The sequence below is a fragment of the Halomonas alkaliantarctica genome (genome assembly GCF_029854215.1).
Classification (GTDB): Bacteria; Pseudomonadota; Gammaproteobacteria; order Pseudomonadales; family Halomonadaceae; genus Vreelandella; species Vreelandella alkaliantarctica_A.
The window spans coordinates 3,257,509-3,272,252 of the sequence record NZ_CP122961.1 but is presented as its reverse complement, the minus strand read 5'-3'; the positions used below and the strand labels follow the sequence as shown (position 1 = coordinate 3,272,252).

The 14,744-nt window shown below is 56.8% G+C and carries 16 protein-coding genes; 13 read left to right on the top strand and 3 right to left on the bottom strand.

What is annotated here, in order from left to right:
- Window positions 1-12: 12 nt before the first annotated feature.
- Both QEN58_RS15030 and QEN58_RS15025 read right to left on the bottom strand, forming a co-directional pair.
- On the bottom strand, window positions 13-1,371 hold the full coding sequence (locus QEN58_RS15030) for an NCS1 family transporter (protein WP_280104429.1): 1,359 nt from the start codon (window positions 1,369-1,371) through the stop codon (window positions 13-15).
- A 153-nt stretch (window positions 1,372-1,524) separates the two neighbouring features.
- Complete coding sequence (locus QEN58_RS15025; RefSeq protein WP_280104428.1) at window positions 1,525-2,280, bottom strand: aspartate/glutamate racemase family protein; 756 nt, start codon at window positions 2,278-2,280, stop codon at window positions 1,525-1,527.
- A gap of 322 nt (window positions 2,281-2,602) precedes the next feature.
- On the opposite strand from QEN58_RS15025, the gene puuE reads away from it, so the two are divergent.
- From puuE to QEN58_RS14960, 13 genes are all read left to right on the top strand, one after another.
- Window positions 2,603-3,541 (top strand): allantoinase PuuE, encoded by a 939-nt coding sequence (gene puuE, locus QEN58_RS15020; RefSeq protein ID WP_280104427.1) that lies wholly within the window; start codon window positions 2,603-2,605, stop codon window positions 3,539-3,541.
- 22 nt (window positions 3,542-3,563) lie between these two features.
- Window positions 3,564-4,439: a MurR/RpiR family transcriptional regulator gene (locus QEN58_RS15015; protein ID WP_280104426.1), complete on the top strand. Its 876-nt coding sequence runs from the start codon at window positions 3,564-3,566 to the stop codon at window positions 4,437-4,439.
- Window positions 4,440-4,748: 309 nt separating this feature from the next.
- Window positions 4,749-5,603, top strand: a complete 855-nt coding sequence (locus QEN58_RS15010) for a transporter substrate-binding domain-containing protein (RefSeq protein WP_280104425.1) — start codon at window positions 4,749-4,751, stop codon at window positions 5,601-5,603.
- 8 nt (window positions 5,604-5,611) lie between these two features.
- The gene (locus QEN58_RS15005) at window positions 5,612-6,289 is read left to right on the top strand and encodes an amino acid ABC transporter permease (protein ID WP_280104424.1); all 678 of its coding nucleotides are present in this window, start codon (window positions 5,612-5,614) and stop codon (window positions 6,287-6,289) included.
- On the top strand, window positions 6,286-6,942 hold the full coding sequence (locus QEN58_RS15000; protein WP_280104423.1) for an amino acid ABC transporter permease: 657 nt from the start codon (window positions 6,286-6,288) through the stop codon (window positions 6,940-6,942). The genes QEN58_RS15005 and QEN58_RS15000 overlap by 4 nt, the downstream gene beginning before the upstream one ends.
- Window positions 6,923-7,651, top strand: coding sequence for an amino acid ABC transporter ATP-binding protein (locus tag QEN58_RS14995; protein WP_280104422.1), 729 nt, complete (start codon window positions 6,923-6,925; stop codon window positions 7,649-7,651). The genes QEN58_RS15000 and QEN58_RS14995 overlap by 20 nt, the downstream gene beginning before the upstream one ends.
- Window positions 7,652-7,760: 109 nt before the next feature.
- Window positions 7,761-8,606 carry a bifunctional allantoicase/(S)-ureidoglycine aminohydrolase gene (locus QEN58_RS14990; protein ID WP_280104421.1) on the top strand — a complete coding sequence of 282 codons (846 nt, stop codon included), beginning with the start codon at window positions 7,761-7,763 and terminating at the stop codon, window positions 8,604-8,606.
- Between the two features lie 139 nt (window positions 8,607-8,745).
- Window positions 8,746-9,234, top strand: coding sequence for an ureidoglycolate lyase (locus tag QEN58_RS14985; RefSeq protein WP_280104420.1), 489 nt, complete (start codon window positions 8,746-8,748; stop codon window positions 9,232-9,234).
- A 118-nt stretch (window positions 9,235-9,352) separates the two neighbouring features.
- Complete coding sequence (pyk, locus tag QEN58_RS14980; RefSeq protein WP_280104419.1) at window positions 9,353-10,828, top strand: pyruvate kinase; 1,476 nt, start codon at window positions 9,353-9,355, stop codon at window positions 10,826-10,828.
- Complete coding sequence (gene modA, locus QEN58_RS14975) at window positions 10,815-11,600, top strand: molybdate ABC transporter substrate-binding protein (protein WP_280104418.1); 786 nt, start codon at window positions 10,815-10,817, stop codon at window positions 11,598-11,600. The genes pyk and modA overlap by 14 nt, the downstream gene beginning before the upstream one ends.
- Window positions 11,601-11,613: 13 nt before the next feature.
- The gene (gene modB / locus QEN58_RS14970; protein ID WP_280104417.1) at window positions 11,614-12,282 is read left to right on the top strand and encodes a molybdate ABC transporter permease subunit; all 669 of its coding nucleotides are present in this window, start codon (window positions 11,614-11,616) and stop codon (window positions 12,280-12,282) included.
- Window positions 12,275-13,423: an ABC transporter ATP-binding protein gene (locus tag QEN58_RS14965; protein WP_280104416.1), complete on the top strand. Its 1,149-nt coding sequence runs from the start codon at window positions 12,275-12,277 to the stop codon at window positions 13,421-13,423. Before modB ends, QEN58_RS14965 begins: the two co-directional genes overlap by 8 nt.
- A gap of 2 nt (window positions 13,424-13,425) precedes the next feature.
- Window positions 13,426-13,959 carry a DUF192 domain-containing protein gene (locus QEN58_RS14960; RefSeq protein ID WP_280104415.1) on the top strand — a complete coding sequence of 178 codons (534 nt, stop codon included), beginning with the start codon at window positions 13,426-13,428 and terminating at the stop codon, window positions 13,957-13,959.
- A 19-nt stretch (window positions 13,960-13,978) separates the two neighbouring features.
- On the opposite strand, the gene QEN58_RS14955 is transcribed toward QEN58_RS14960, so the two are convergent.
- Window positions 13,979-14,713, bottom strand: a complete 735-nt coding sequence (locus tag QEN58_RS14955) for a ParA family protein (RefSeq protein WP_280104414.1) — start codon at window positions 14,711-14,713, stop codon at window positions 13,979-13,981.
- Window positions 14,714-14,744 lie beyond the last annotated feature (31 nt).

Genomic DNA, 14,744 nt, shown 5'->3' with positions numbered 1-14,744 from the left:
AGGCAAATGGAGTTACTGACTAAAGCGCTGGCAGGGAGCCCAGTACTTCATGAGTAGGTAGTAGGTAACACCGGCGGGGATCAGGCTGGCGTACCACGAGATCGCCGAGAAAGAGAGCGCCGCCACAATGCCAATCGCGGTAGCGATGAACGCGGCTAAGTTCACGCCCTGGTAGGGGCCGTTGGCGTCATAGAGCTTGTCGATATCCAGCGTGCGGCGGCGAATGACGTAATAATCCACCACCAGAATGGCGAAGATGGGGCCTAAAAAGGCGGAATAAGTTTGCACAAACAGCTGTAGGCCTGCTGCAGAGCCGGGCTGCACCAGTTTCCAGGGGAAGGTGGCGAAGGCCAGCAAGCCAACGATAACCGTGGCGACCGAGAACTTGATCTTGAATACGTCCATTAGCACGTAGGTCGGTGGTACCACGTTGTTGAGTACGTTGGTGGTGACCTGGGCGAAGGCGATGAACAGCAGGGTGGTCATTAACAGCGGGGTGTTGTCGACGGCGTTGGCGAACACCTGGATAGGGTCGGCGGTGCCGGTAGCTTGCGAGACCATGTAACCGATCAAGCCCATAAACAGCGTGCAGGGCAGAATCGACATGGCGTAGATGGTGGTCAGCAGGCTCTGGGCGGTGCCCTTTTTATGCTCGCGGGAGTAGTCACTGACGTTGAGCATCATGGTGCTGTAAATGCCCAGGAACAGCATGGTCGCGCCCCAGAACGGCATTCCCCAGGAGCCTTCCATGGTCAGCAAGCTGGCGGAAAGCTCATCGCCATAGCGCTGCACCGTGGCGTAAAACATATACACCAGCGAGGCGAGGATAAAGGCACTGCCGATATTCTCTAACCACTTGATGCCCTGGAAACCCATCACCGACAGGCCGATTTGCAGAAACTGAAAGGTAATAAAGTAGAAGATAAGGTTGTCGAAACCGAACAGGGTCGCCGAGACCATATTGAGTGCCCCGGCGCCAATCCAGCTTTGAAAGCCGTACCACACTACCGCCGGAACCGCGCGCACTAGGCCCGGTAAGCGCGTGCCCGTAAAGCCAAAGGCACTGCGCGCCTGCACCATAAACGGAATGCCGTATTTGTAACCCGCAGCCCCGTTAATGGCCAGGGCAATCCCGATCACAAAGCAGCCGATGGCAATCGCCAGGGTGGCTTGTAACAGGTTCAGGGTGCCGACCACGCTTGAGCCCATGGCAAAGGTGCCGATGGAAACGCAGCCGCCAAACCAGGCCAGAAAGTAGGAGCCGCGCCCCATAATCCGGGTCTGTTGAGGGGCCAGGCTTTCTGCCCCGAGTGCTTTTGATCCAGCATCGGATCGTTCTTCTGACGCAAGAGCCGAGGGTGAAGCGCTCATGATGTCGTCCTCGCAAGATTATCGGTTTTTATTAATCCCCGATTAGGTATCGGGAAACGCTTGCGGCGTGGCGTGCTAATGGACGTACTTTTTTAAATTCTATTTAAGCTATTATTATTAGATGTTGTTTAATCACTATTATTTTTGGAACTGTTACGACTTAAACGGTAGCGCAAGATCTGATAGTTCAGAAAACTTACCGGTGAAGGCTTTGGGGCGTGGGTAGGCAAGATCGCCATATTTGCTGGTATGCAGCCCCAAACTCACCAGTGATTCCGCCAGTTTCAGCGCAGCGGTGACACCTTCTACTACCGGCAGGCCGACTTCGCGGCTGATCTGCTGGGTCAAGTTGGCCATTCCTCCGCAGCCTAAAACGATGGCGCCAATGCCGTCTTCATCCCTCGCGTGGCAGCACTCTTCCACAATGCGTTTGAACGCCGCGTCAGGGTGATGCTCCAGATCCAATACCGGGATTTCCGCGGCGCGTATACGACGGCAGTGGTGGCTAAAGCCATACTGTTGAAGCAGGTGCTCGGCGATAATGCCGGTGCGGCCCAGAGTCGTGACGATGGAAAAGCGGGTGCTTACCAGTGTGGCGAGATGAAAGGCCGCTTCAGCGATGCCGATGACCGGCGCGCTGGTTAACTCCCGCGCGGCGAGCAAACCGGGGTCACCGAAACAAGCCACTATATAGGCATCGATGCCGCCTTCGCGCTCGCCCTTCAGGACTTCTTCGGCCACCCCTACCGCACTAATCACTTCGTCGAAATGGCTTTCGATTGAAACCGGCCCCGCATCCGGCTGTGAAGCGCTCACCGTGGTGCCAGGGCCTGCATGCTGCTGTGCTGCCTGATGAATAGCAGCGGTCATCGAGGCCGTGGTGTTGGGGTTAATAATTCGTATATGCACGTTAAATAATCCGCATGTAAACAATATAACTTTTCTTGTATACAAAAATAGGGCGGTTTCTAACGAGACGCAAGGGCCTAGCTACGAATACACGACCAAAGTGATAGGCGAAACGTTTGACCAATCGTTCAGGATTCAATGGCTTAACAGTTCTACCAGTGAGAAAGAGTATTGGTGTCAGAGGATTAGCGGCTGGCTGCGTTGCGGTACGCTATTAATGCCGCTATTTTGTATACAAATAATTAGCTGCCGAACGGGTGCGGTGCTCAATGCAGTAGAGGCTAACCCGTGCTGGCCAGGAATATGACCGAAGGAGATAACAATGTCGTCCTCATCCAAGGTGCATTACCCCCGTGATTTGATCGGTTACGGCCGCAATCCGCCTCACGCCAACTGGCCCAATAAAGCGAAAATTGCCGTTCAGTTTGTGCTCAACTACGAAGAGGGCGGCGAGAACTGCGTGTTGCACGGCGACTCAGGCTCCGAGCAGTTCCTATCGGAAATTATCGGCGCCCCGGCTTATCCTGATCGCCATTTGAGCATGGAGTCGATCTACGAGTATGGCTCTCGCGCTGGGGTGTGGCGTATTCTGCGCGAGTTTGAAAAGCGTGATTTACCGCTCACGGTGTTTGGCGTTGCCATGGCGCTGGAGCGCAATCCCGATGTGGCGATGGCCTTTAAAGAGCTGGGCCACGAGATTGCCTGCCACGGCTACCGCTGGATTCATTACCAGGAAGTGCCCGAGCACATTGAGCGGGAGCATCTGCAGCAGGCCATGGAAATTTTTCAGCGCCTCTACGGCGAAAAACCCCAAGGCTGGTACACCGGTCGCGATAGCCCTAATACCCGGCGCTTAGTGCTGGACGAAGGCGGCTTCCTTTACGATAGCGACTACTACGGCGATGACTTGCCTTTCTGGACCCAGGTGACGGATAGTCAAGGCGGTGACCACAACCACTTGATTGTGCCCTACACCCTGGACAGCAACGATATGCGCTTTGCCGCGCCGCAAGGTTTCAACACCGCGGACCACTTCTTTACCTACCTGCGCGATGCCTTTGATGTACTTTACGCAGAAGGGGAGGAGGCGCCCAAAATGCTCTCAATAGGCATGCACTGCCGTTTGCTGGGTCGCCCCGGACGTTTTCGCGCCCTGCAACGCTTTTTGGATTATATCGAAACCCACGACCGCGTTTGGGTGGCCCGGCGGGTTGATATTGCCCGTCACTGGGCGGAACACCACCCGGCGCCAACGCGCTAATCAAGTCGCTTAATAGGATGCTATGACGCCGCATATCGGACAGCGGATTACCGCCCAGTTTGACGCGCTAACTGCCCAGGAGCAGCGGGTGGCGAGCTTTATCCTCGATCACTTTGATGATCTAGCGGTGTACAGCGCCGCTGATTTGGCGCGCTTGACCGGGGTATCCAAATCGACGGTCAGCCGCTTGTTCAAGCGCTTGGGGTTTGAAAGCTACCGCACCGTTAAAGATCACGCCCGCCAACTGCGGAACCTGGGCGTGCCTTTGGTTATCGACGCCGACGCCATGCAGGAAGAGGCTGGCGCGCCGTTTCAGCGCCATTTGCAGCGAGAGCAGGATAATCTGCAGCGCTGCTTAAACGGCATTGCGGCGGATCAATTTGCGGCACTGGTAGAGCGGCTGGATAGCGCACGTCATGTGGTCGTGATCGGTTTTCGTAACAGCTACCCTTTAGCGCTGCATTTTCGCCAGCAGTTGATTCAGGCGCGCACCCAGGTGCGGGTGGTGCCTCATCCAAACCAGTCGTTAGCGGAAGAGATTGTCGATCTCACCGAGCAGGATGTGGTGGTCCTGTTTGGCTTTCGCCGCCGCCCTGCGGCCTTTGCCTCGCTAATTGATGCACTTGAGCGCTCACCTGCCAAAGTGGCCTTACTGGCTGACCCCACCGCGGTAAGTTTCGCCTCACAGGTAACGTGGTTTTTTGAAACGCCGCTGGAAAGCCTCTCGGCGTTTGATAGCTACGCCGCTGCCAATAGCCTGATCTGCCTGATTGCCAACGGCTTATTGCATCGGCGCCTTGCAGAAGGTCGAGAGCGCATCAGCGCCATCAGCGATGTTTACGCTGAGCTTAGTGAGTTGGAAGCGCCGACCATGAGCGTAGATTGGAGCGCTCAATAAGCTAGACCTCCTTTCATGGTGCATTCTGTCCCGTTGAGGGATAAAAACTGCACCAACACATTGCATCTCTCTTCTTTTTTTACCTTCCTCTTAACGCGGCAATCGCTACGTTGTGCCTTCGTGCGTCCGCTAAGCGGCTGTTCTGAAAAACGTTCATCAATTTTGGTATCGCTGTTGCAGCTAGTTGGATGGGTGAAACGAAAGTTTCTTTATAAGGCTTTATGCAACAAAGCTTTCACTCGCTCTGCATCCCTTGCTCATTGCATTACGGCTATTCACTGAACAACACGCCCTTGTTAGGAGAACACCATGAAATCGCTATCGCGACGCCTCAATCACTCTTTCTCTAACCAATTCAAACGACTACAGTCCGGTGTTTTAGCCGCAGGGCTGAGTGCTGTCGTTGCCCTCGGTGCTATTGCCGCTAGCCCAAACGTTCAGGCGGATGCGCTAGAGGATATCGAATCACGCGGCACCATCCGGGTAGCTGTCCCGCAAGATTTTCCACCGTTTGGCTCGGTAGGCACCGACCTGCAGCCCCGCGGCTACGATATTGATATGGCCCAATACCTCGCTGATGAAATGGGCGTGGAGCTGGAAATTATCCCCGTCACCAGCGCTAACCGTATTCCCTATTTGCAGACCGGTCAGGCGGATCTGGTGATCTCCAGCCTGGGTAAAAATCCTGAGCGCGAAGCGGCGATTGATTTTTCTGATGCCTACGCGCCGTTCTTCCTAGGGGTGTTCAGCGCCAATGCGGATGAAAGCGTGGAAGGTCCAGAAGGCTTGGCCGATAAAACCATCGGGGTAACCCGCGGTGCCGTGGAAGATATGGAGCTTTCCAATATTGCCCCGGACTCCACGACAGTGCAGCGCTTTGAAGACAACGCCACCACCATTTCGGCCTTTCTTTCCGGCCAGGTCGATTACGTCGCCACCGGTAACGTCGTCGCCGCCGAAATCGCCGAGCGAAACAGCGACCGTGCGCCCTCATTGGTTTACCAGCTCAAAGATTCACCCTGCTATGTAGGTATGAATAAAAACGAGCCAGCGTTAATGGAAGAAGTGAATCGCTTGATTGCCCAGGGCCTGGAAGATGGCACCTTGAATGAAATGTCCCAGCGCTGGTTCAGTGCCGACCTGCCTGAAAACTTCGGTAGCTGAGGGTCGACATGGGGCCAACACTCGATTTTCTCACCCTGTTGCCCTACGTCAGTGAGCTTCTCAAAGGATTTACCACCACGGTCATTTTGACCGTGATGACAACCTTAACGGGATTGTCGCTGGCAGTGGCGGTAGCATATTTACGCGTGAATGCGCAGCCATGGGTGCGCTGGGGGCTAGGCGGCTACGTCGAGGTAACCCGCAACACACCCTTCATCGTGCAACTGTTCTTTATCTTCTTCGGGCTACCGGGGCTCGGCATCAAAATTGATGCCATCACTGCGGCGTTCATTGCCATGACGCTCAACCTGGCCGCTTACAGCGCCGAGATTCTACGCGCTGGGATTAGCGCCACGGCCAAGGGGCAGTTGGAAGCCGGGCGGGCATTGGGCATGACCACGTTGCAAAGCTTTCGCCATGTCGTGTTGGTGCCTGCCTTTGCGCGCGTTTACCCCGCGCTCATTAGTCAGTCGATCATTGTGATGCTGGGTTCTGCGGTGGTGTCGCAGATTTCGGTTTTTGATCTGACCTACGCCGCTAACTTTATCCAGTCCCGCAACTTTCGCAGCTTTGAAGTCTACCTGCTGATCACGCTGGTCTATTTGCTCCTCGCCTTCGGCATGCGGCGTAGCTTTATGCTGGTGGGCAAGCGCGTATTCGCCTATCAGCAAGGAGAACAACGATGATTGAGTTCACCTTTTGGGACATTCTGCGCAACCTGCTGCTGGCAGCCCGCTGGACCATTGTTCTTTCACTGATTGCCTTTGCAGGCGGTGCGACGGTGGGGCTGTTACTGACTTTTATGCGTCTCTCCAGCAATCGCTGGCTGCAGCGCTTAACGTCACTTTATGTTGACTTGTTCCAGGGCACGCCGCTGTTGATGCAGCTGTTCTTGATCTTCTTTGGCGCTGCCGCCATGGGCCATCCGATCTCTGCCTGGCTGGCGGCTTCCATCGCACTGACGCTGTTCACCAGTGCTTTCCTATGTGACATCTGGCGCGGTTGTTTAGAGGCGGTGGCCAAAGGGCAGTGGCACGCATCGAGGGTGCTGGGCATGAACTACTTCCAGACCATGCGCCATGTCATTCTGCCTCAGGCGCTGCGGCTTTCGATTCCGCCTACGGTAGGTTTCTCGGTACAGGTCATCAAAGGCACGGCGTTGGCCTCCATCATTGGCTTTGTCGAGCTGACCAAGGCGGGCACCATGCTCAATAACGCCACCTTCGAACCCTTCACCATCTTTGCCCTTGTGGCTCTGCTTTACTTCGCGCTGTGCTACCCACTTTCCTGCTATGCGCGCTATCTGGAGAAAAAGCTCTATGACGCTGGTTTACGTTAATAACGTTCATAAAGCCTTTGGCGACCTGGAAGTGCTTAAAGGTATCAGCCTGTCGGTTGCGGAAGGCGAAGTGGTGGCGATTATTGGCCGCAGTGGCTCGGGTAAAAGTACCCTGCTGCGCTGCCTGAATCAGCTGGAAAAACACGACAGCGGCGAGATCACCATTGCCGATAAGCAGCTCGATGCGGCGTCGATGTCGCCCAAAGAGCTGAGTGAAAACGTCGGCATGGTATTCCAAAGCTTTAACCTGTTTCCCCATAAAACCGTGGGTGAAAACGTCTGTTTGGCGCCGCTGGTAGTGCGTGGTGAAGAGAAGGCTGACGTTGATAAAATTGCCCGCGAAGTGCTTGAGAAAGTCGGCCTCTCGGACAAATACGATGCCTATCCGGCGCAGCTGTCCGGTGGGCAGCAGCAGCGGGTCGCCATCGCTCGGGCATTGGCCATGCGCCCTAAAGTGATGCTCTGCGATGAGGTGACGTCTGCCCTTGACCCAGAGTTGGTTGGGGAGGTGCTGCGCGTATTAGAAGCGTTGGCGGCAGAGGGCATGACGCTGATTTTGGTCACCCACGAAATGAGTTTTGCCCGTGATGTGGCCGACCGCGTGGTGTTTATGCACCAGGGGCGCATCCATGAAGAGGGCGTTCCCAGCGAACTATTCAGCAACCCACAAACGCCCGAGTTGAAACAGTTTATTTCTGCCGTGCTCTAGTCTTTTTAGACGACAAAGCCTAGCGTAATATTGTATACAAGAGTGAATACATAGAGCTGTGGTAAAGACAGCCGACCAACACGCTACGCTTAACTAAAAGGGAGAAATAATGCCAACCAATAGTCGCTCGGCTAACTACTATGCCCCCACCGGTGGACACCCACCGCAAACCCAAATTACCGCTGACCGTGCTGTATTCACTGAAGCGTACGCGCTGATTCCCAAAGGTGTGATGCGCGATATCGTCACCAGCAATCTGCCGTTTTGGGAAGGCACTCGGCTGTGGGTGCTGGCGCGGCCACTGTCGGGGTTTGCCGAGACGTTCTCCCAGTACATTATGGAAGTCCAGCCCCAGGGTGGCAGTGACAAGCCTGAGCCAGACCCCCAGGCGGAAGGCGTGCTGTTTATTGTGGAGGGTGAGTTAACGCTTACTTTGTCAGGCGAGCGCCACACTATGCAGCCCGGCGGCTATGCGTTTATTCCCCCTGGCAGTTCGTGGCAGGTGCGCAACGAATCAAACGCGCCGGTGCGTTTCCACTGGGTACGCAAGGCGTATGAGTTTGTGGAAGGACTCGAGGTGCCAAAGGCGTTTGTGACCAACGAGCAGGATATTGCGCCTATCGAAATGCCGGGCACAGAAGGGCGCTGGGCCACTACGCGTTTTGTCGACCCTGCGGACGTCCGCCACGATATGCACGTCAATATCGTGACCTTTCAGCCCGGCGGCGTGATTCCTTTCGATGAAACTCATGTCATGGAGCACGGTCTCTACGTGCTTGAAGGCAAAGCTGTTTATCACCTGAATCAAAATTGGGTAGAGGTAGAAGCCGGGGACTTCATGTGGCTACGCGCCTTCTGCCCCCAGGCCTGCTACGCCGCTGGCCCTGGGCCGTTCCGGTACCTGTTGTATAAAGATGTTAATCGCCATGCCTCTCTTCGCCTAAGTGCACGATAAGAAAGGCGAGGGCAGGCCGAAGAGGAGGTCCTATGCCATGGATGGCATAGGTAGCGCCCAAGGATGGGTTCACAGCGCCTCCTCGTAGGCCTGCCCTCGACTGAGATATATCTCAAGGGCAGCTTTCAAGGATAACTCTATGCTAGAACTAAAAGCCGAGCCGCTAACGGCTGAAGCCTTCGCTCCTTTTGGCGATGTGATGGATGCACGTACATCGAAGTCGTTTCCCATTAACGCCGGGCGCACCCAGCGTCACCATGATCTGGCCAAGGTAGAAACCTTGGGTGAAAACGCCCATACGCTGATTAATATCTTCGTGAGCCAGCCGATTACACTGCCGCTGGAGCTAACGTTCCTGGAGCGTCACCCCCAGGGCAGTCAGGCCTTTATGCCGCTTCATCAGGAGCGTTTTATTGTGGTGGTGGCGCCGCCTGGTGAGCACATCAACCCTGACGATGTGCGCGCCTTTGTTACCGATGGCCGCCAAGGTGTGAACTACCGCGCGGGTACATGGCATGCTATTCAGTCGGTGCTGGAGCGTGAAGGCGAGTTTTTAGTGGTGGATCGGGGCGGTGATGGCAATAACTGCGATGAGTTTCCCTTGGCGATCACGGTGACGTTGAAGTAATCCGCGCTTGATGTGTTGCACTGCTGTCATATCGCACGCGTTAAACTGATAAGCTAGGGTGATGAAATAAGGTCACTCTAACGAGTCACTACACGTTAATTCGCATGGTTGGAACATAATGAACGCACTGCACTTCTCCTCGATCCGTCGTACCAAAATTGTCGCCACTCTTGGGCCTGCCAGCGACCGGAAGGGCATGTTGGAAGCCATGCTCAAGGCGGGTGTGGATGTGGTGCGTCTTAATTTCTCCCATGGTACCGCAGATGATCACCGCCGCCGGTTAACCGAGGTACGTGAAATCGCCGCCACGCTAGGTCGCAGCGTAGCGGTTCTGGGCGATCTGCAAGGTCCGAAAATTCGTATTGCGCGGTTTAGGGATGGTGCCGTAGTACTCAAAGAGGGCCAGCCGTTTATTCTCGATATGGCGCTCGATGGCGATGCGGGCGATATACATCAAGTAGGCTGCGACTACAAAACCTTGTCGCAGGACGTCACCGCCGGTGACCGCCTGCTGTTAGACGATGGGCGCTTGGTGCTTGACGTGGCCCGCGTTGAAGGCCAACAGGTGCATACCACGGTGGTCGTGGGTGGCAAGCTCTCCAACCATAAGGGCATCAACAAGCAGGGCGGCGGGCTCTCCGCTCCAGCATTGACCGAGAAAGATAAGGAAGACCTGAAAACCGCTGTTGAAATTGGCGTCGACTACCTGGCCATTTCCTTCCCCCGTCATGCGGAAGACATGCTCGAAGCACGCCGTTTACTGGGCGAGGCGGGTAAGGAGATTGGCCTGGTCGCCAAGGTCGAACGCGCAGAAGCGGTTGCTGATGACGCTACCCTGGATGGCATTATCGAAGCGTCTGAAGCGGTCATGGTAGCGCGGGGCGATCTCGGCGTAGAAATTGGCGATGCCAAGCTGGTTGGTGTGCAAAAGCGCATGATCAAGCGCGCCCGCTCGCTCAACCGTGCCGTCATTACTGCCACGCAGATGATGGAAAGCATGATTTCGGCACCGCTACCTACCCGTGCCGAAGTCTTTGACGTCGCTAACGCTGTATTGGATGGCAGCGATGCGGTCATGCTCTCGGCGGAAACCGCGGCGGGCGACTACCCGCTGGAAACCGTAGAAGCCATGTCACGTGTTTGCCTGGGAGCTGAACGGGAAAAGACCGCCCAGGAGTCCGGTCACCGAATTCATGAAGGCTTTACCCGCCCTGACGAGACCATTGCGCTCTCCGCCATGTACGCAGCCAACCACATGACCGGCGTCACTGCCATTGCCTGCATGACCTCGTCGGGCTATACGCCGCTGATCGCGTCGCGCATTCGTTCCGGCCTGCCGATTGTGGGCTTGGCGCATAACCCTATCGCCCAGCGCCGCATGGCACTTTATCGCGGTGTGGTTTCGCTGCCGTTCGATACCTCCGAAATGAGCGCTACAGAGCTGAATGACCGTGCGCTGGAACTGCTGGTGAAGACCGGTATCTCCAAGCCCGGTGATCACGTGATCCTAACCCGCGGTGATCACATGAATGCTCACGGCGGCACCAATACCATGAAGGTTATGGAGATTGCTGACGAGCATGCTAAAAGCTAAATTAGCGCATGGGCTGCTGCTCGCCTGCTTGCTATTAACAAGCGCCCCCGCCATAGCGGCGGCGCCTATCGTCGCCGCCGCTTCTGATTTGCAGTTTGCGCTGACCGAGGCCGCCGAGCAGTTTCAGCAGGAAACCGGCCACGATCTGCGCTTGAACTTTGGTTCATCCGGCAACTTCCGCCGCCAAATTGCCCAGGGCGCGCCCTTTGAACTCTATCTTTCTGCTGACGAACGCTACGTTCAAGCGCTCTATGAAGAGGGGCACACCCAGGACGAGGGCGTGAACTACGCCATTGGCCGATTAGTGTGGATGCAGCAAGCGGGGCGCGGTGATTTACCCAGTGACGATGCGCCGCTTGCTGGAGTCGCCGCTGCACTTGAAGCACAAGAGAGCGGTACCACTGAACGAATCGCCCTGGCGAACCCAGAGCACGCGCCTTACGGCGTAGCGGCGCAGCAGACGCTTGAGCACGCCGGGCTGTGGGAGCAAACAGAATCGCTGCGCGTGCTGGGCGAAAATGTCTCCCAAGCTACGCAGTTTGCGCTTTCCGACGATGCGCGTGGTGGTCTGGTGGCTTACTCCTTGGCACTGGCCCCCGGTTTGAATGAGCGAAGTGAGTACGTACTTATCCCCGAAGCTTGGCATAACCCGCTTCGACAACGCATGGTGTTGACGAACCAGGCTGGAGATGTCGCCACTGCCTTCTATCAGTGGCTGCAAGAGGAAGAGGGCCAATCCATTTTGCGCACCTACGGCTTTAGCGTCGAATAATGGATGACTCTTAATGGATTGGTCGGCGCTTTCAGTCTCGCTTCGCCTCGCTGGGTTCACCTGCTTGATTCTTATCCCCTTTGCTATTTGGCTAGGCCGTGCCCTGGCCTACGCGCGTTTCCGGGGTAAAGGCCTATGCGAGGCATTCGTTGCGCTGCCGCTGGTATTGCCGCCTACCGTACTGGGCTTTTATCTGTTGATGAGCTTTGGCCGTGATGCACCGGTGGGGGCGCTTTGGGCGAACCTGACCGGCGGCGGGCTGAACTTCACGTTCACGGGTATATTGCTGGCCTCGCTTATTGCCAACCTGCCATTTGCCGTTCAGCCTATTCAGCGCGCCTTTGAGCACGTGCCCCACAACCTGAGGGAAGCGGCCTGGTGCAGCGGGTTGAGCCCCTGGCAAACGCTGCTGCGCATCGAGCTGCCCTTGGTGTGGCCTGGGATTATGTCGGCGGGAGCGCTCACCTTTGCCCATACGCTGGGCGAATTTGGTGTGATCTTGATGGTGGGGGGCGCTATCGATGGCGAAACCCGCACCCTCGCGATTGCTATCTATGATCGCGTCCAAGCCTTCGATGAGCAGGGCGCTGCGCAGATGTCGGCGCTGCTGCTGCTGGTGTCGTTTATTACCTTGGGGCTCGTCTATGGGCTAGCCGGGCGCAGGCGGTGGGCACGTGGCTGAATCACGCATCGGCGGGCCGATCGAAGGACTAAGCGTAGCGGTCCACCAAACGGGGCCGATTCCGCTGGCCGCCGAGTTTATCTGCCAACCCGGCGAACTGCTGGCGCTGGTAGGGCCGTCTGGCAGCGGAAAAACCACGCTGCTGCGCACCATTGCCGGGCTCTATCGCCCTCAAAGTGGGCGTGTGGAATGCGCTGGCGACGTTTGGTTTGATGCTGAACGTAAGCATTCACTTCCGCCCCAGCGTAGGCAAGTTGGCATGGTGTTTCAGGATTACGCCCTGTTCCCCCACTTAACCGCCTCGCAAAATATTCAACTCCCACTGCGCCACTTGCCCCAACCGCAGCGCCATGAACAGGCCGAGCAGTGGCTGGCCAAGGTGCGTCTAGACGGGTTGGGCAAGCGCTATCCTCATGCGCTTTCAGGTGGCCAGCGCCAGCGCGTAGCGCTGGCCCGAGCGTTGGCCCGCGACCCCAAAGTACTGTTACTCGATGAGCCGTTTTCGGCGGTGGATCAAGTGACTCGGCGGCGGTTACAGCGCGAGCTGGCGCTGCTACGCGAACAGATACAGATTCCCATTGTACTGGTGACTCACGATCTGGAGGAAGCTGCCGCACTTGCCGACCAAATCTGCGTGCTGCATAACGGTGCAAGCTTGCAGCAAGCCGCTCCCGGGGCGCTGTTTAGACACCCTACATCGCCCCTGATTGCTCGCCTGTTAGACAGGCATAATCTGTTTGAAGGCACCGTTGTAGAGGTAGAGGGGCAGCGGCGGCTGCAGTGGGGGGGAACTTACTTGGAAGTCGTCGAAGGGCTCGCCAATCTGCCACTGGGAGAAAAGGTGGCCTGGTATCTGCCACCATCAGATATTGTGCTTCACCGCCGTGACCGGCCTTCGCAAGGCGAGCGGGAGAACCCGCTTGCTGCCTCGGTTGAAGAGTTGGTGGTGCTTGGTGGCATTACGTCAGTTTCACTGCGCGCCAATCATGGCGATATGTTACGTTTCGATATTGCCACCCATGCCGCGCGGCGTAACCAGTTAACCCGCGGTGCAATGGTGAACGTTTCGTTGCTGGCGGCAGGCATTCACCTGATGCCAGGCCACCGAGTTCGCGCAGATGCGCATGACAAAAGGAAGTAAGCATGGATCCAACGCGTCGCACGCTGCTCAAAGCGTCGTTACTGTTACCGCTGGCGGCACTGCTGCCGATGTCGCTAATCAGCTCGTTTGCCTGGGGGCAGGCGGCGGCGAAAGAGATGCAGACGCTGGCGCTGGCTATTCACAGCGAGGGTGGTCCACATCGTTTAGAGGTGGAAGTGGCCGAAACGGTTTCTCAGCGCCAGCGGGGATTAATGGGGCGTGAGAACTTGCCTGAAGCGCGCGGCATGCTGTTCCGCTTTGAGAGCGAGCAGTCCGCTAACAATGCTTTTTGGATGTATCGCACGCTGATTCCTCTCGATATTGCTTTTATCGATAGCGACGGGCGGATCGTGGCGATTAATACCATGCCGCCCTGTGAATCCTCGTCGCCAAGTGACTGCCCCTCTTATCCGGCGGGTGCGGCTTACCATTCGGCGCTAGAGGTCAACGGTGGCTATTTTGCCGAGCGTGGTATCAAAGTAGGCGACTGCGTTTCCATTCCCGCCGAAGCCGGCTTTTGCCAACCCGCAGATTAAGCCGGGTTGATGCAGACGGTCATTGCATACGCTGCGAGATCTCTCGCCATAGCGCGGCATAGGCGCGACCACCCGGACTGCTGCGGGCGAAATGCCCGACCGGAGCGCGCTCAATACCCATGCGCTCGATCGCACTGGCGTTAGGCACGGCCGTCGACAGGCGCCTCGGCCAGCGTTCGCTAAGACTCTCCATCACCTCGCGGTGTAGGGTCTTGCGGCGGTCGGCGAGGGTTACGAAAGGCCAGATCGGGCAGGCCTGTTCGACCGCGTCGAGATGACCGTCTAGTTGTTCGAGGGTGCGCAATGACAGAGTCGTCGGCACCACCGGCACCAGCAGGGCATCGACGCTGGAGAAGATCTGCTCGGAGAGTGCGGACAGGCTTGGCGGGCAGTCGAGTATCACTAAGTCGTAACTGGCCATCACCGGCTTGAGGATCTTGCGCAGCCTACTGGGCTTGCGGGTTTCCATTGACGCTTCAAGGTCGCGCGATCCCAGTGCCGCAGGCAGCAGGTCGAGCCCCTCGATGTCGGTCTCGCGGATCGCCCGATCAAGATCAGCCTTGCCCTTGACCAGTTTGTCGACGCCACCACGCACTTTGGGTTTGCTGCGCAGGTAGAAGGTGGTAGCGGCCTGCGGATCGAGATCCCAGAGCAATACTCGACTGCCATCGCGGGCCGCTTCGGCGGCGAGATTGACGGCGGAGGCGGTCTTGCCCACTCCACCCTTGATACTGTAAAGCGCCAGCATCTGCATAGGGAACTCCCAGCTTGATAACGGTACAGCC